Genomic DNA, 16,036 nt, shown 5'->3' with positions numbered 1-16,036 from the left:
TTTCTTATTTCACCGGTTCGAACGTCACCGTCAACCCGTTGCCCGTGGTCCGGATCTGCGTGGGCACGAATTGCACGCCCGCATAGCGCAATTCGTCCGGCTTGAAGGTGTAGATCGGCGTTTCGTGCATGAGCTGGTCGGCCACCAGGCTGGCCACCTTGGCGAACTGGCGCTGCTGCGACTCGTCCATGCCGTCGATGGTCACCTTGTCCACGCTCGCTTCGCTCAGGTAGACGGCGTTGCGCTGGGGGTCGAGCACGAGGCGGCCCGACATGGCCAGGCTGCCGCGCCAGCTTTGGCGTATGAATGGCGGCAAGACGCTGGCGTCCACGCTGAGAGCGACTCTTTCGCGCTCGGGCTGCAGCGACAATTGCGGATGCGTCAGCTTGACGTCCAGCACGGACAGCACCCGTTTATCGATGGGAAAGCGGCGCTCCAGGCCTTGCTGCATCTTGCTCAGCGACACATTCACGTCGCGCGGGCCGATCAGGGTGGAGCACGCGGCCAGCGCGCTGCAAGCCAAGGCGGCGATGGCGGCGATTTTCAGCAAGGGACGAAAGGCGGTCACGTTCATGGATAGTCTCGGTGGAAAGATGGCGCCATATTACACATGCGCCCGCTTTCACGCAAAAACCGGCGCCCGCCTTGCAGCGGGCGCCGGTTCAGATGTTTGCCGTGTCAGCGCACGAACAGGGCGATCAGTATGACGATGGGCAATGGAATGCCCAGCAACAGCAAGAGGATGGAACGCATGGCAGTCTCCTGGATTGAATTGGTGGATTAATCGGTGAATTAAATGGTCACATGGCGCAGCACGCGCTCATGGTCGCGCTGGCGGCCGCCAAACGTGGCGGCCAGGCTGGCCACGAAAGCACCCAGCAGCAAGGCGACGAACATCCACAGCGCCGTGTGGGCGCCGGCCTTGCGCGCCGTATCGGCCGCTTGCTGTGCCTGCGCCTTGGCGTCGGCGGCAGCCTTGGCGGCGCGGCCGTAGACGGCGTCGACGCGCGCTTCCGCCTCCGCCTGCGTCAAGCCCGTGCGGCTGGCGACGACCTGGCCCAGGTAGGCGCGGTCATCGGCGGCCAGGCTGCCCGTGGACAGGCCGGTGGCGAAGATCTTGCCGATTTCGCCGCGCTGTCCGGTAGCCACGCTGCCCGCTTCGCCCGCCCCGGCCGCCGGAGTGGCGCGCAGCAGCATGTCCGAGTAGTAATCAAGCGGATTGGCACTGCTGCCCTCGCCCGCCTTGGCGCCTGCCGCTGCTGCGCCCGCCCCTACGGCCGGGCCAACTGCCGCCGCCACGCCGCTGCCCGCATCGATGGCGCCGCTCAGCACGGCGCGCGTGCCGCCGGCCAGCACTGCCACGGTGATCAGGGTGGCCACGGCCCAGGCCAGCAAACCGTGCGCCGTATCGCGGAAATGCACTTCATCCGTGTGGATGGAGCTCCATTTCACACGCAGGCGGCCCGCCATGTAGCCGCCGATGCCGGACGCGGCCAGTTGCATGAAGGCCAGCCAGGCGATGGTCGACACGCCGATGGCCGTCGCATTGAACGACCACGGCGACACGGACGACAGGCCCAGGCCCACGCCGAGGATCAGCAGGATGAAGGACAAGGCGGCCGCAGCGGCAGCGCCCGCCAGCACGGCGCCCCAGGAGACGCCCGGATTGTTCAAGTCCGAGACGGACAGTTGTGTAGCTTGCATGAAATTCTCCCTTGGTTGTTGATTGTTTAAGCCGTTCAGGCGGCGACGCCCGTCAGCTGTTCCTTGCGCGCGGCCATTTCCTTGCCCAGCGCGTCCAGGTCGACGGCCGTGTGGCGCACCTTGGGAAACATGTCGCCCTCTTCTTCCTTGACGTGGTGCTCGATCTGTTCGGAAAGCACCTTGACCTTGGCGTCGTACAGGTCGTCGGCAGGGTCCATCGCTTCGATCTGCGCGATGAGTTCCTTGGCGCTCGCGTGCTCGACGACGGCTTCATCCATCAGATCGCCATCGTGGATGGGGCGGCGCACGGCCGGGTAAAAGATTTCTTCTTCCAGCTGCGTGTGCACGGTCAATTCCTGACAGATCTGATCGGCCAGCTTTTTCTTGGTGGCAAATGAGCGGTCGCTCAAGCCTTCATATTGTGCAAACAAAGCCTTCACAGCCTTATGGTCCTGCATCAATAAACTGATCGCGTTCATGGCGCCTCCTCGTTGTGGATGAGGCAAGGATGCGCCACGGCGGCGCCAGCGTATGTGCGACGCCTTACACAATCTTGATTTTTAATACATTCGCCTACTTGATGCCGTGGTGACCCATCAGGTCGTACAGGGTGGGCCGGCTCACGCCCAGCAGCTCGGCCGCCTTGGCGATATTGCCGTCGGCCCGCGCCAGCGCGCGCACCATCACCCTGTATTCGGCCCCTTCGCGGGCCTGGCGCAGGTTCAGCGGCTCGTCCGGGGGCGCCGCCCAGGCGCTGGCGGGCAAGCCCAGGTCGTCGGCGGCGATCTGCGGCCCGTCGCACATGATGACGGCCCGCTTGATGCAGTTTTCCACTTCGCGCACATTGCCGGGCCAGCCATAGCTTTCGATCAGCTGCAGCGCGCCCGCGCTGAAATGCAGGTTGCTGCGGCCCTCGCTGGCGCAGAACTTGTTCTTGAAATGTTGCGCCAGCAAGGTGCAATCTCCGGCCCGCTCGCGCAAGGGCGGAATGCGCAAGACGATTTCGCTGAGGCGGTAAAACAGGTCTTCGCGGAAGCGTCCCTGTTCCGCCAGCACTTTCAGGTCCTGGTGCGTGGCGCACACGATGCGCACGTCGACGGCGATCTCGGCGCGGCCGCCTACCCTTTCGATGACCCGCTCCTGCAGGAAGCGCAGCAATTTCGCCTGTAGCGGCATCGGCATGTCGCCGATTTCATCGAGAAAGAAAGTGCCGCCGTGGGCCAGTTCGATCTTGCCCAGGGTTTGCCGCGCCGCGCCCGTGAACGCGCCCCGCTCATAGCCGAACAGCTCGCTTTCCAGCAGGTTTTCCGGGATGGCCGCGCAATTGATGGCAACGAAACGCTGCGCATGGCGGCTCGACAGCGCATGCAGTCCCCGCGCGATCAGCTCCTTGCCGCTACCCGAATCGCCCAGCAGCATCACGCTGGCCGACGAGGGCGCCACTTTTTCCACGTTGCGGCACAGTTTCAGCATGCCGGGATCGCGGCTGACGATGCCGGCCAGGGGAGAATCGGCCTGCGTCTGCAGCATGCGGCGGTTTTCCTGCTGCATCGCGTGCAAGTAAAACGCGCGCGCGATGACCAGGCCCAGCATGTCGGCCTCGAACGGTTTCTGGTGGAAATCGTAGGCGCCCAGCGCGATGGCCTTCAAGGCATGCGCGCGCTCCTGGTTGCCCGACAGGATGATGACTTTCGTGTCCGGCGCCAGCGCGAGGATTTGCTGCAAGGTGGCCAGGCCTTCCGTGGCGCCGTCCGGATCGGGCGGCAAGCCCAGGTCCATCGTCACCACGGCCGGCTGGTGGCGCCGCACGAGCGCCAGCGCCGCCTCGCGCTCGCCCGCCAGCAAGACGTCATAGCCGTCAAAGCTCCAGTGCAACTGCTTTTGCAGGCCGGGATCGTCTTCGATGACCAGCAGTTTTTGTTTGCCCATGGCACTCCTTTGCTATGCCGCGTGCAGCGGCAGGATCACGCGAAACGTTGTGCCCACTTGCGGCTCGCTGCGCACTTCCAGGCTGCCGCCCACTTCGCGCAGGTATTCGCGGCTTTCGAACACGCCGATGCCCATGCCCGCCGTCTTGGTCGTGTCGAACGGTGTAAATAGACGTTCGCGGATGAATTGTTCGCTCATGCCCTGCCCCGTATCGTCGAGCTCGACGACGGCCGTATGCTGCACGCGCCGCAAGCGCACGGCCACCTTGCCGTCGCTGGCCGTGGCCTCGATGGCGTTCTGGATCAAATGGCCCAGCACCCGCTCCAGCCGCGCGCGGTTGGCCAGCACCGTCAGTTCGCCATCGACGATTTCCAGGCACGGCGCCGGCGCCAGGCTGGCCTTGGCCGCCACGGCCTGGCGCAGCAAGCCGTCCAGCAGCAGCGGCGCCGGCGCTTCCGGCGCTTCGCCGCGCGCCAGTTTCTGCAGCAAGGTCTTCATTTTCTGCACGGAATGGTCCAAAGTGCCCAGCATGTCTTCCTGGAAGGCGGGATTGGCGCGGTGCTTTTCCGCATTGCTCAGTAACAGGGAGAGTTGAAACACCAGGTTCTTCAAGTCGTGCACGATGAAGGTGGACATGCGGTTGAACGAATCGAACTGGCGCGCCACCGTCAGGGTGGCGAGCGATTCGCGGTGCGCCAGGTAGCTGGCGGCTTGGCTGCCGGCAATTTTCAGCACGTCGCGGATTTCCCAGTTGAGGCCGATGCGCGTGCGGGGCCGCGCCAGCGCGACAAAGGCGAACAGCTGGCCATGCAGCATCAAGGGCACCAGCAGCCACACGTCGGGCAGCGCCAGCAGCGCGGGCGGCAACGGCAAGCCGCCGTACTGGTCCGGACTCTGCACCCAGTCGGGCACGTCGATCACCCATTGTCTTGCTTCCAGGAACTGGCACAGGGGGCCGGACGCCGGCTCGCTCCACGTGCCCGGCGGCCAGTTCCAGCTGGCCGCCGGCGCGAACTGGCCCTGCTCGCGCAAGATCCACAGCGCGCCGGCGCGGCTTTCCACCAGCTGCGCCATGGCCTGTATCGTGCGTTCGCCCAGGTCCGGCCCGTCTTCGGACAGCGCGCGCGTAAACCGCAGCCATTCCTCGCGGTAATCGAAGATGGCATTGTAGAAATGCTTGTTGATCGTCACCTTCAGCTTGGCGCGCAAGCTGCCCGAAAACAGCACGCCCGCCAGCAGCAAGGCCGCGCCGCCCAGGTAAGCCATTTGCATCAAGGAACCCCAGGTGCCGCCGAAGTAGCGCAAATAATAGGCGCTGGCCGCCATGGCCAGCAAATAGATGGCCGAGCCCAGCAAGGCGGCCGAGCGGTACAGCATCTGGCGCGACACGGACAAGCCCAGCGCCCAGCCCGGATTGCGCGCAGCCGAGACAGCCAGCAGGGGCGCGCACAGGGCGTCGACGATGCCGCGCGCGGCCCAGATGTCGTCGTTGACCGCCCGAAACAGCAAGGCGTCGCTGTACAGATAGAAATCGTAGGCGAACAGGCCACCGACACCGAGGCACGCAAACTTGATGCCCCAGCGTTTCAAGGGCGGCGTATTGCGGTACCACTGTTCCACCAGCAACATGCCCAGCACGGCCAGCAGCAAACGGCAGACACTGGCGATGAATCGCGCCGGCAAAGGCAGCGCCAGCCAGGACGAGGCCATGGAGAGCAGCCAGGGCGCCAGCGCCGTGAGGGCGATGCCGGCCAGCACCAGGCGCAAACGGGGCCGCGCCGGTTCGATCAGCAGCAGCAAGAACACCAGCCAGGCCAGGGTGCGCAGCAGTTCCAGCGCATCGCCGGCCAGCGCCGCGCGCTGCCCCAGCAGCACCAGCACGACCGTGCCCGTCGCCCAGCCGCCCGTCGCCAGGCAGGCGACCAGCAAGGCGCGCACGTTTTGCCGCGCGCGCCAGTTGCTGATGAGCAGCAGCGCCAGCACGAAGAAGGCCAGCGACGCCAGGCCATGGCTGAGGGCCGCCGCATCGGCCGCCGCCAGCCAGTCCGACTGCGCCCGCATCATCGGCTGCCCTTGCCAAACAGCACCACCTGCACCGTGTCGAGCAAGATCAGCAAGTCGAGGAACAGGCTATTGTTTTTCACATAATACAGATCATATTGCAGTTTTTTGACGGCATCGTCGACGGAGGCGCCATATTGATAGCGCACCTGCGCCAGGCCCGTGATGCCCGGTTTGATGCTGTGACGAATGTTGTAGTACGGTACCTGCTGCTTCAATTGTTCGACAAAGTAGGCGCGCTCGGGCCGCGGTCCCACGAAACTCATCTCGCCGCGAAACACATTGAGCATCTGCGGCAGCTCGTCGATGCGCAGCTTGCGGATCAGCTTGCCCACGCGCGTGATGCGCGCATCGTTGTCCAGCGCCCAAATGGGCTTGCCATCGCGCTCCGCGTCGCAGCGCATGCTGCGAAATTTCAGCACATTGAAGGGCAAGCCGTCGCGCCCCACCCGCTCTTGCTGGTAAAACACGGGGCCGCCGTCTTCCAGGCGGATGCACACGGCCGTCGCCAGCATCACGGGCAGCGCCGCCAGGCAGATGACGCCGCTGGCGGCCAGGTCGAACAGCCGCTTCGAGGCGGCGCGGAAAAAACTCTGGTCGAAGCCGCCGCCATAGATCAGATAGCTCGGTTGCAATGAATCGATGCGGATCTGGCACGCTTCGCGCTCGAAAAACGTGGCCGCGTCGATCACCTTGACGCCGCCCAGCGCGCATTCCAGTAGTTGCTTGGCAGGAAACGCACCATTGCGCCGGTCGCTGACGGAAACGACGATTTCATGCGCCGCATGGCGCTGGGCCATGGCCAGCAGCGACGGTTCCGCCGGCAGCAAGGCCGAAGCCGGCACGCAGCATTGCTCGCCAGCCACGTCGATGCAGCCGACGACCGTAAACTGGTGGAAACCGATCTTGCTCGCCGCCAAGTCCATGCATTCGCGCGCCAGCGCCCCGCCGCCCACCAGGATCAGCCGTCCCTCCATCAGCGCCGATTGCGAGGATTTGAACACCACCAGGCGCGCCAGCAGCACGCCGATGGCGCCCAGGCCGAAGATCAGCACGCTGCCGCGCCCGAAATGCAAGGAAGGAATAAAGCGGATCAAGACGCTGAGCACGGCAAAACCCAGCGCGAACGACGGCAGGATGCGCAGCAGGGTGTTGCGGATGTCTTCGCGCGAGCGGTGCTGGTACATGCCCAGCGCGCTCATGCTGAAAACGATGACCAGGGCAAAGATCGAGGACGACAAATACACCTCGCTCGCTCGCACGAGGCGGCTGCCGTCCGCCAGCCACAGCAGCGACGTCAGAGTGGCCGACAGCAGCAGGATCAGGATTTCCAGCAACAGCAAGATAAACGCTGTTTTCGAGACGTAATGGCTGAAGATGCGGATCATGGGGCCTCCTGCGGCAAAGGCGACACGCCGCGCTCATGGCGGCCTGCTGCTCTCCTGCCATCATGGCGAACTGTTCCACGAAGACATTGATACGCCACAAGCTACGGCCCCAGCTATCTTTCACTGGCAGAATTTATCTCAACACATTACCGATTGATGTGAAATGGACTATAGTATGCTTCCCCTGAAAAAAGATAAATGTCATGAAATTTGATGTAGCGATTGTCGGCAGTGGCCTGGCGGGTTTATCGGTTGCACTGCATTTAGCTGAGACGCGCACTGTCGCGATCATTTCCAAACGCGCGCTGCTCGATGGCGCCAGCAACTGGGCGCAAGGCGGGATCGCGGCCGTGCTGGACTCGGGCGACAGCCACCAGCAGCACATCGAAGACACCCTGATCGCGGGCGGCGGCCTGTGCGACGAGAGCGCCACGCGCTACATCGTCGAGCACGGCCGCGAAGCCATCGAATGGCTGATCGAGCAAGGCGTGCCGTTTACGCGCGACGCCACGGCCGAGCTGGGTTTCCACCTGACCCGCGAAGGCGGACACAGCCAGCGCCGCATCATCCACGCGGCCGATGCCACCGGGCACGCCGTGCAAGTGACCCTGGAAGAAAAGGTGCGCGCCCACCCGAACATCAGCCTGTTCGAACACCATTGCGCCATCGACCTGATCACTTCCGACAAGCTGGGCATGAAACCCACCCAGCGCAACGCGCAACCGCATTGCCACGGCCTGTATGTGCAGGATGAGCAAACGGGGAAAGTCCTCACCTTTGCCGCCGAGCACACCGTGCTGGCGACGGGCGGTGCCGGCAAGGTGTATTTATATACCACCAACCCGGACACGGCCAGCGGCGACGGCATCGCCATGGCCTGGCGCGCCGGCTGCCGCGTGTCGAACATGGAATTCATCCAGTTCCACCCCACGTGCCTGTACCACCCGTACGCAAAATCCTTCCTGATCACCGAAGCCATCCGTGGCGAAGGGGGATTGCTGAAACTGCCGCCCGAAGCGGGCGCGGCGGCTGGCACGCGCTTCATGCTGGCCCACGATGAGCGGGCCGAACTGGCGCCGCGCGACGTGGTGGCGCGCGCCATCGACTTCGAGATCAAGAAACGGGGCCTCGATTACGTGCACCTGGACATCAGCCACAAGCCGGCCGAATTCCTCATCGAACACTTCCCCACCATCTATGCGCGCTGCCTGGAACTGGGCATCGACATCACCAAGCAGCCTATCCCCATCGTGCCCGCCGCCCACTACACGTGCGGCGGCGTCGTGACGGATCTGTCCGGCCGCGCCGACTTGCCGGGCCTGTACGCCGTGGGCGAGACGGCGTGCACGGGCTTGCATGGCGCGAACCGCCTCGCGTCGAATTCCTTGCTGGAATGCATCGTCATCGGCCGCGCCTGCGCGCAGGATATCGAAAGCAAGGAAAAGCTGGGCACGCCGTATCTGCCCGACTGGGATGAAAGCCGCGTCACGGATGCGGATGAGGAGGTGGTGATTTCGCACAACTGGGACGAGCTGCGCCGCTTCATGTGGAATTACGTGGGCATCGTGCGCACGACCAAGCGCCTGGAACGGGCCCAGCACCGCATCGCCCTGCTGAAGGAAGAAATCGACGAGTACTACCGCAACTTCCGCATCACCCACGATTTGCTGGAACTGCGCAACCTCGTCGACGTGGCCTCGATGATCGTCAACAGCGCCCTGTCCCGCCGCGAAAGCCGCGGCCTGCACTTCAGCCGCGATTATCCGGAAACGTTACCGAAGGCCATCGCCAGCGTGCTGACGCCGCCGCACCGCTAACCGTGGCTGGAATGCGCGCCGGACTGGTACCGGCGCGCATTATTCTTCCGGCATCTCAAACTCGATCCCATCCTCCGTGTACGACATCTTGGCCGACTCGCCCGTACACTTACCCTTCGGCTCGTCCGCCACATAGCGGCACTCGCTTTCCACGCTGCCATCTTCCCGCCAGTGCCGGGTCCAGCCCTGGCGCTCGCCATCCACGTACTCGATCAGCTGCCGCGGCTTGCCATCGGCATACCAGGAACGCAAGGCGCCCTCCTCGCGGCCGCCCGCGTTCCATAGTTTGTGCACGATCAATACGCCGGCCCGGCTGAAGCGTTGTTCGCTGCGCAACACAAAGTGATCGATGTGCGTGCGCTTGCTGGCGACTTTGCCGTCCGGGTAATATTCGACGCTCTCGCCGACAGGCTTGCCGTCCACGTAGGTGGCAGTGCGCTGCACCTTGCCATCCGGAAAATATCCGGTGCTCGGTCCCGTCATGACGCCGTTGTCATGCTGGCTGCGGCTTTCCACGGCGCCGTCCGGATAGAACCGCAGCAATTCGCCATCCGTCCGGCCCTTGACCTGGGTCGTGCGCGTTTTCAGCTTGCCGTCCTCGTCGAACGTTTCCATCACACCATCTGCGCGGGCGCCGTTGCGGTAGGTGCGCGACGCGATCTGCTTGCCATTCTGGTGAAAAGTCTGTTCCTCCCCGTCCTGCACGCCATTGCGCCACCTAATACGCATGGAAACCTTGCCTTCCGGGTAATACAGAGTCTGCACACCCTCCTGCACGCCGCGCCCATCCCGCTCCATCTGCATCTCGACTTGTCCATGCGGGTAATACATGCTGTAGTTGCCCACCAGCTTGCCGCGCAGGTAATCGGGAGCGTTGACATGGCCAATCAGCCGCTTCGGTTCGCCTTCGCGCACATGATAGATCGCGACTTGCCAGGTGCCGGGCGTCTTGCCGGGCGGCAGCGGCAGGACCAGCGCATAGCGCGCCTCTTCCATCACCTCGCCGCGCGACAGGTTGTGGTTCAGGTAGAGCCGCGCCTTGCCGTCGGCACAGTGCGCATCGCAGCCGCGCAGCATGTGGATGACGGGAATGGCCTCGGCCTTGGTCCGCTCGGGCGCCGGGCAGGCGCGCAAGCGCACGAGCAAGGGATTCCTGTCGCGTATCATGTTGGCCAGCTCGGCCTTCATGACGCCATACTGCTCCTCGTTCAGTCCGACCGACGCCGCATCCATGCGCAGCTGCCTGCCGCCGCAGCCCGTGTCCTCGTCCACGGTCAGGATATCGCCGCCGCCGGGCGCGGCCGTGATCGCCGTGACCACTTGCCGCTGCACGATCTCTGCGTGGACCAGCGCCGGCAACAGCAGCATGGCGCCAAGCAGGCGTTTCAATTCAGTGCGCGCCATGCTTGCTCCTTTCATAATGTTTCCGGAGATGGCTGCGCCATTCCGCACTCGCCCTGGGCCTTGCCAGCCACATACAGGCATTCGCTTTTCACGCTGCCATCGTCATGCCATGCGCGGATCGTCCCCTGCAGGCGCTCCTGTGGATCCCATGCTTCTTCAAGGATCAGCACGCCCTGCTCATTGAAGCTGCGGGCGCTGCGCCGCTTGCCGTCATCGCCGTATGTGAGCTTGCTGGCCAGTTTTCCATTCGGGTGATATTCGAGAGCATCGCCGGTGGCCTTATCATTGACTCGCGTGACCGTGCTGCGTACGCTGCCATCGGGATAGTATTCGGTGCACAGGCCGTTGAGCATGCCATCGCCGGCTTGCGCGCGGCTGGCAACCTTGCCATCAGGGAAAAAGGTAATGATTTCACCTTCCAGCTTGCCGTTCCGCAAGGTTTGGCGCGCAACCAGATTGCCTTCCTCGTCAAACGCCTCGAACGGCCCGTCGACCTGCATGCCGTCGCGGTAGGTGAACGCTTCCAAAAGCTTCCCCGTAGCATGAAACGTTTCATGCACGCCCTCTTGCAAGCCGTGACGCCATGCACCGCGTGTTTCCGGGAGACCATCGGGATAGAAGCTGCTGCTCAAGCCATCCTTGCGGCCCTGCGCATCCAGTCCCACCTGCTTTTCGATCTTGCCATCGTCGTAATAGGCGGTATAGGCGCCCACCGGCTTGCCCGACACAAAATCGGCCGCATCGAACTGGGCCGACATGCGCGGTTTCTGCTCATCCACTGCGTGAACAATCTCCACCTGCCACGCACCGGATAATTTTCCTGGCGGCAAGGGCAACACCAGCATATAAGGTGCCAGCCGTTTTTCTTGCGGGACCAGATGTTCATCCAGGTACAGGCGCGCCTTGCCGTCGGCGCAAGCACCGGGCTGGCAAGCCGACAGCTTGCGCACCAGCGGAAGGGCCGCATCGCCCGTCGCGCCCACCACCGGGCACCGGGCCAATGTGACGAGCATCGGCGTCTTGTCGCGGATACGCCTGACCAGCGTGGCCCTCAACGCCGCATACGCGTCCCCCTTCGCCAGCTCCCCTTCCTCCATGCGCAGCTGCCTGCCGCCGCAGCCCGTGTCCTCGTCCACGGTCAGGATATCGCCGCCGCCGGGCGTGGCCGTGATCGCCGTGACCACTTGCCGCTGCACGATCTCGGCATGAACCAGCGCCGGCAACAGCAGCATGGCGCCAAACAAATGTTTCAAAGTGCGCGCCATGCCTGCTCCTTGCGCTGCAGTTCCGGCGCTGGCGGCGCTTCCCCGCATGCGCCCTGGGCCTTGCCGGCCACATACTGGCACTCGCCCTTCAAGCTGCCATCCTCGTGCCAGCTGCGGCTCCAGCCGTCGCGCCGGTCGTTCACGTACTCGATGGCTTGCTCGGGCTTGCCATTTTCATACCACGAGCGCGACGTGCCCTGCTCGCGCAATTGCGCATCCCACCGTCTTTCCAGCACCAGCACGCCCTGCGGGCTGTAGCGCCGGACGCTCAGCAGTCCGCCTTCGTCGCCATATTGCTGGCGGGATTGCACCTTGCCGTCGGGATAGAACTCCAGCGCTTCCCCTACGGGCAAATCGTTGACCTGCGTCATGGTGGCGCGCACGGCGCCATCGGGATAGTATTCCGCGCTGCGGCCATTGAACTTGCCCTTGCTCACTTGCGTGCGGCCGGCTACTTTTCCATCCGGGAAATACGAGAGCAGTTCGCCTTCCATGCGGCCATCGCGCAGCACGTAACTGGTGCTCAGCTTGCCATTCGCGTCAAACGTCTGCACGGGGCCGTCCACGCGCTGTCCCTTGCGGTACACGCTGGCCTCGCGCAGCTGGCCCGTGGCGTGATATTGCTGGTGCGTGCCCTCCGGCAAGCCATGGCGCCAGTTGCCACGCGATTCCAGGCTGCCATCCGCACGATACAGGCTGGTGACGCCATCCTGCCGTCCCTGTCCATCCTGCGCCACCTGTTTCTCGATTTTTCCATCCGGGTAATACGTGACATAGCCGCCCACCAGCTCGCCCTGCGCATAGTCGGCGCGGTTGATCTGGCCCGACAGGCGCAGCTTGCCGCCCGCCACGCTGACAATCTCCACCTTCCATGTGCCTGGCAGCTTGCCTTTCGGCAAGGGCAACAGCAGCACGTTGGGCGCGTTTTCCTGCTCGACGGGGTAGAAACGCTCGTGCAGGTACAGTCGCGCCCGGCCATCGGCGCAGGCGGCTGGCGTGCAGGCGGCGATCTGGCGCACGATGGGCACGCTCGCATCCTCCGGGCATTTTTTCACGGTGACGAGCATGGGCGTCCTGGCGCGCATGCGTTCAGCAAGCCGGACTTTCAGCGCCTCGTACGGCGCCTCGTCGAGGTTCACCGAGCGCGCATCCATGCGTATCTGCTTGCCGCCGCAAGCCGTCTTGCCGGCAATAGTGAACACATCGCCGCCTTCGCTATCCGGCTCGCTGGCCATCGCTGTCACCACCAGGCGCTGCACGATTTCCGCCTGCGCCGTGGCTGAATACAGCAAGGAAGCGCCCAGCACGGCGCATATCATCTTGATTTTCATGCTATTCCTTTAATTTTCCGCCGTGACGGCGACACCGCCCGGCACGAAGCTGACCCGGCCATCGCGGTAACGCACCAGCACCACCACCTTGGCATCCATCAATTGACCGTGCTGCACGGCCGGCAGATAGGTCCAGCGCTGCACGCTATCGAGCAGCGCCTTGTTGAGCATGGGTTCCATCGGCAATTCCGCTGACGCAAGCGTCAGGCTGCCGTCGGCGGCAATCGACAGGATCAAGCGGTTTTCGCCCGTCGCGTGCTTTGCATCGAGCACGCCGTAGTCGACCGTCGTCATCGTCTCGCGCTGCACGCCGCCAACCTGGTCCCGCAGGGGCGGCATGGCCTGGAGTTTTTGCGCCAGCAGCGCGCCATCGGCCAGCGTCTTGTCCCAGCGTTTCTGGTAGGCGCCCGGTTGGGCCAGGCGCAATACCCTGGCGGTCAGGTCCATGCGCTGCATGGTGCGCGCAACGCCATTGTCGGCCGGCTCGCCCGGGTCGGCCGGCAAGGCGTTCTGCACGGCATAACGGTAAGCCGTCAACCGCGCCAGCGCCACCAGATTGACGGCATCGCGCTCGTCGCCACCGCGCAGCTGTGCAGCCGCCGCGATGCCCAGCCAGGCCGTGCCATCGGTCGGGCGCGCCCACACGGCTTGCTCGAAGTACTGGCGCGCCGCCTGCGGTTCGTTCACGCTCAGGTGCATGCGGCCCATGGCCGCCGCCACCAGATGGTCGCGCGGGTTGGCTTGCAGCAGATCAAGATAGTTGGCGACCAGCGCCGGCTGATAGCCAGGCACCCAACCCAGGCCTTCCAGCAACGAGGCGCGCAGCTGTGCCTGCGTGCGGTCGCCGCCGTAGCCGGACTGCTTTTCTTCGCCGGCCCGGTACAGCAGTTGCAAGCCGCGCGTGACGGCGTCATCGTCGCCCTTGGTGACGGCTTGCGACAGGCTGCGCACGGCCTTGCGCGCATCGGACGGCTGGAAACCTGCCGCCTTGCGCGGGCGCCAGCGAAATACTTCCAGGCCGGCCGCCTGGTCGGCCTGCGCCTGCAAGTTGGCCTTGTCCTTGACTTCATCGGACGACGAGGTCCAGGCCGTAAAGCCGATCAGGAACAGCACGATCAAGAGCACCACCACGGCCCAGCCCTTGCCCGTGATGCCGCCGCCCGCGTTGCCCGCCACATTGCCGGCCACATTGCCAGCCCAATTCGCAGCGGGAATGGCGACGGGCGCCTGCCCCGGCGCCGTGCGGCGCGCGCTGCGCTGCGGCGGCGGCTGTTGCAGTTGCATCTGCTGCGCCTGCACGGAGGCTTGCGCGGCCGCACCGATGACCTTGTCGCGCGCGCATGCCGCGCAGCCCAGGCCCGCAAAATGCTGGTGTTCGGGATGCGCGGCACACACGACGAGCTTGCCGCCGCTGCGCTGCGCATAGCCGCGCAGCAACTGCGCCCAGTCGGCCGCCGCGGGCCGCTGGGGTGTTGGCGACTGGGAAAACGCGCGGTCGAACATGGCGCGCAATTCGGGCGGCATCAGCGCATGGCCGCTGGTGGCGTTCGGCGCCAACTGCTTGTGGCGCTTTACGCCGTACGCATAGCAGCCGTCGCGGATGCGGCCGGGAATGTCGGTCGCCACTTGCGCATTGCCGGGCCGCCCGCTGTACGGGTGGATGCCGAAGTTGAGCAACTGGAAGATGATGACGGCCAGGGCGAAGCGGTCTTGCGCCATTTCCGTGCCCGCCGGCATGCCCTTGCGCTGGAATTCCGGCGCCAGGTAGTCGGCAGTGAATTGCTCGGCAGGAAATCGCTCCGCATGGCCCTGGATGCTGAAACCGTCGCAATCGAGCATGGCGATGTACAGCGAATCGCGGTAGAAGCGCAGGTTCACAGGTTTCAGATCGACCACGTAATGCTGCTGCTGGTGCAGCGCATCGATGACGGCGGCCAGGTTGGCGGCCAGGGTCAGCTTGGGACCGAGTCCCGTGGGCAATCCTGCCGCGCGCGCCTGGCGCTCCTGCATGATCTGTTCCAGCTCGGCCGTCTGCGCCATGTCCAGCAAGGGCATGACGAAACCGGCAAAGCCGCCCTGACCGTCGAACACGGCCGCTTGCGGCCAGGCGATCTGGACGTAGCGCTTGCCGTTTTCCACTTGATCGGGCAGCTCGGGCGACAATTCCAGCATCGCTTCGAGCTTGCGCCGGTTGGCGGCCCGGTCCAGGTGCGGGTGGTATAGCTTGACAACCTGCGCGGGTGCGCCCGGCAACAGGTACACGCTGCCCGCGCCGCCGCTCTTGACGAGTTTGCCCAAGATCAAACTGCGCACTTTATCCAGCCAGATTTTTCCACCCGGACTCAGGCCGGGTGTCACGCCTTGCTTCCGGCTCATGCGCGCAAGGCCAGCAGCAGGGTCTTGTCGTCGCCCGTGATCTGGTGCGTGCGCGGGTCGGCCAGGGTGGACGCCAGCGCCGTATTGCCCAGCTCGATACTTTCGACCGTGCGCAGATAGCCTTGCACGGCATCCATGAACGGCGCGTACAGGCCCCCATTGTTCTTGCTCATGGCAAAAGGCATGCAGCCATCCGACATCAGCACCACGCCGCGCGCGGACCGGGGAATCGGCAGCAGGCGCAGTTGTTCGCGCCAGCGCTCGCCCGACAGAAAATAGGTTTCGTTGGCGTATTCGCCGTTGGCAGGCAGCGAGATCAGTTCGCCGCCACCGCCCAGTTGCGCCACGCCCAGACCGTCGCCCAGGTGGAAGAAGAAGCCAGCATCTTGCCCCATGACCACGCCGACGACGGTGGCAGCGTAGTCGTCGAGGGTGGCGTTGGCGGCGCGGGCGATGTCGTCCAGCGCGGCGCGGATCTGCGCCAGGGTGGCCGCCAGCGCGCCGTCATGCAAATCCTGCACGGTGGCGCCCTGCTCCAGCCGTCCGGCCAGCGCCTGCACGGTTTGCGTTGCGACAAACTGCGCGCCCTGCTCGCTGAGCCTGGCCGAACCGGCGCCATCGCAGACGATGGCGACCAGCACGTCGTTCACGACGGCGTGCGCGTGCGCATCCTGGCAAGCGATGTCTTTATCCAGGTGCGCCTTGCCCGTGACGGAGGCGCCGAACACGCGCCAGATATTCTGTACTGCAGTCATGGATCA

12 protein-coding genes are annotated in these 16,036 nt (G+C 64.6%); 1 reads left to right on the top strand and 11 read right to left on the bottom strand.

From position 1 onward, the window contains the following. Positions 1 to 4: 4 nt before the first annotated feature. From O3299_RS06185 to O3299_RS06160, 6 genes are all read right to left on the bottom strand, one after another. Positions 5 to 574 carry a DUF1439 domain-containing protein gene (locus tag O3299_RS06185; protein WP_305061785.1) on the bottom strand — a complete coding sequence of 190 codons (570 nt, stop codon included), beginning with the start codon at positions 572 to 574 and terminating at the stop codon, positions 5 to 7. Positions 575 to 792: 218 nt separating this feature from the next. Next, on the bottom strand, positions 793 to 1,704 hold the full coding sequence (locus O3299_RS06180) for a hypothetical protein (RefSeq protein ID WP_305061784.1): 912 nt from the start codon (positions 1,702 to 1,704) through the stop codon (positions 793 to 795). 35 nt (positions 1,705 to 1,739) lie between these two features. Beyond that, positions 1,740 to 2,183, bottom strand: coding sequence for a hemerythrin domain-containing protein (locus O3299_RS06175; RefSeq protein ID WP_289898046.1), 444 nt, complete (start codon positions 2,181 to 2,183; stop codon positions 1,740 to 1,742). A gap of 94 nt (positions 2,184 to 2,277) precedes the next feature. Beyond that, positions 2,278 to 3,633, bottom strand: coding sequence for a PEP-CTERM-box response regulator transcription factor (prsR, locus tag O3299_RS06170; RefSeq protein WP_305061783.1), 1,356 nt, complete (start codon positions 3,631 to 3,633; stop codon positions 2,278 to 2,280). A gap of 12 nt (positions 3,634 to 3,645) precedes the next feature. Next, positions 3,646 to 5,697, bottom strand: a complete 2,052-nt coding sequence (prsK, locus tag O3299_RS06165; protein WP_305061782.1) for an XrtA/PEP-CTERM system histidine kinase PrsK — start codon at positions 5,695 to 5,697, stop codon at positions 3,646 to 3,648. After that, positions 5,694 to 7,082: a TIGR03013 family XrtA/PEP-CTERM system glycosyltransferase gene (locus O3299_RS06160; RefSeq protein WP_289909780.1), complete on the bottom strand. Its 1,389-nt coding sequence runs from the start codon at positions 7,080 to 7,082 to the stop codon at positions 5,694 to 5,696. Before O3299_RS06160 ends, prsK begins: the two co-directional genes overlap by 4 nt. A gap of 203 nt (positions 7,083 to 7,285) precedes the next feature. Here O3299_RS06160 and nadB point away from each other — a divergent pair, with 203 nt between their 5' ends. After that, complete coding sequence (gene nadB, locus O3299_RS06155; protein WP_034748527.1) at positions 7,286 to 8,899, top strand: L-aspartate oxidase; 1,614 nt, start codon at positions 7,286 to 7,288, stop codon at positions 8,897 to 8,899. Between the two features lie 39 nt (positions 8,900 to 8,938). Here nadB and O3299_RS06150 read toward each other — a convergent pair whose 3' ends face one another. Genes O3299_RS06150 through O3299_RS06130 form a run of 5 tightly spaced genes read right to left on the bottom strand, consistent with a single transcriptional unit; the run spans position 8,939 to position 16,030 of the window. Then, a complete protein-coding gene (locus O3299_RS06150; protein WP_305061781.1) occupies positions 8,939 to 10,303 on the bottom strand; it encodes a toxin-antitoxin system YwqK family antitoxin in 1,365 nt (454 codons plus the stop codon). A gap of 11 nt (positions 10,304 to 10,314) precedes the next feature. Then, positions 10,315 to 11,568, bottom strand: coding sequence for a toxin-antitoxin system YwqK family antitoxin (locus tag O3299_RS06145; RefSeq protein WP_305061780.1), 1,254 nt, complete (start codon positions 11,566 to 11,568; stop codon positions 10,315 to 10,317). After that, positions 11,553 to 12,899: a toxin-antitoxin system YwqK family antitoxin gene (locus O3299_RS06140; protein ID WP_305061779.1), complete on the bottom strand. Its 1,347-nt coding sequence runs from the start codon at positions 12,897 to 12,899 to the stop codon at positions 11,553 to 11,555. The genes O3299_RS06145 and O3299_RS06140 overlap by 16 nt, the downstream gene beginning before the upstream one ends. A gap of 9 nt (positions 12,900 to 12,908) precedes the next feature. Continuing rightward, complete coding sequence (locus tag O3299_RS06135; protein WP_305061778.1) at positions 12,909 to 15,275, bottom strand: hypothetical protein; 2,367 nt, start codon at positions 15,273 to 15,275, stop codon at positions 12,909 to 12,911. Further along, positions 15,272 to 16,030 (bottom strand): PP2C family serine/threonine-protein phosphatase, encoded by a 759-nt coding sequence (locus O3299_RS06130; RefSeq protein ID WP_305061777.1) that lies wholly within the window; start codon positions 16,028 to 16,030, stop codon positions 15,272 to 15,274. Before O3299_RS06130 ends, O3299_RS06135 begins: the two co-directional genes overlap by 4 nt. Positions 16,031 to 16,036 lie beyond the last annotated feature (6 nt).

Source organism: Janthinobacterium sp. SUN176, from assembly GCF_030587335.1.
In the GTDB taxonomy this organism is placed as follows: domain Bacteria; phylum Pseudomonadota; class Gammaproteobacteria; order Burkholderiales; family Burkholderiaceae_D; genus Janthinobacterium; species Janthinobacterium kumbetense.
Note: the sequence above shows the minus strand (reverse complement) of the source record. Positions and strands in the feature narration are given on the sequence as shown.

What these genes read in the sequence shown, in the direction of transcription:
- O3299_RS06145 (WP_305061780.1), bottom strand. Translation starts at nt 11,568, where the DNA reads ATGGCGCGCACTTTGAAACATTTGTTTGGCGCCATGCTGCTGTTGCCG.
- prsK (WP_305061782.1), bottom strand. Translation starts at nt 5,697, where the DNA reads ATGATGCGGGCGCAGTCGGACTGGCTGGCGGCGGCCGATGCGGCGGCC.
- O3299_RS06135 (WP_305061778.1), bottom strand. Translation starts at nt 15,275, where the DNA reads ATGAGCCGGAAGCAAGGCGTGACACCCGGCCTGAGTCCGGGTGGAAAA.
- O3299_RS06185 (WP_305061785.1), bottom strand. Translation starts at nt 574, where the DNA reads ATGAACGTGACCGCCTTTCGTCCCTTGCTGAAAATCGCCGCCATCGCC.
- nadB (WP_034748527.1), top strand. Translation starts at nt 7,286, where the DNA reads ATGAAATTTGATGTAGCGATTGTCGGCAGTGGCCTGGCGGGTTTATCG.
- O3299_RS06175 (WP_289898046.1), bottom strand. Translation starts at nt 2,183, where the DNA reads ATGAACGCGATCAGTTTATTGATGCAGGACCATAAGGCTGTGAAGGCT.
- O3299_RS06130 (WP_305061777.1), bottom strand. Translation starts at nt 16,030, where the DNA reads ATGACTGCAGTACAGAATATCTGGCGCGTGTTCGGCGCCTCCGTCACG.
- O3299_RS06160 (WP_289909780.1), bottom strand. Translation starts at nt 7,082, where the DNA reads ATGATCCGCATCTTCAGCCATTACGTCTCGAAAACAGCGTTTATCTTG.
- O3299_RS06180 (WP_305061784.1), bottom strand. Translation starts at nt 1,704, where the DNA reads ATGCAAGCTACACAACTGTCCGTCTCGGACTTGAACAATCCGGGCGTC.
- O3299_RS06150 (WP_305061781.1), bottom strand. Translation starts at nt 10,303, where the DNA reads ATGGCGCGCACTGAATTGAAACGCCTGCTTGGCGCCATGCTGCTGTTG.
- prsR (WP_305061783.1), bottom strand. Translation starts at nt 3,633, where the DNA reads ATGGGCAAACAAAAACTGCTGGTCATCGAAGACGATCCCGGCCTGCAA.
- O3299_RS06140 (WP_305061779.1), bottom strand. Translation starts at nt 12,899, where the DNA reads ATGAAAATCAAGATGATATGCGCCGTGCTGGGCGCTTCCTTGCTGTAT.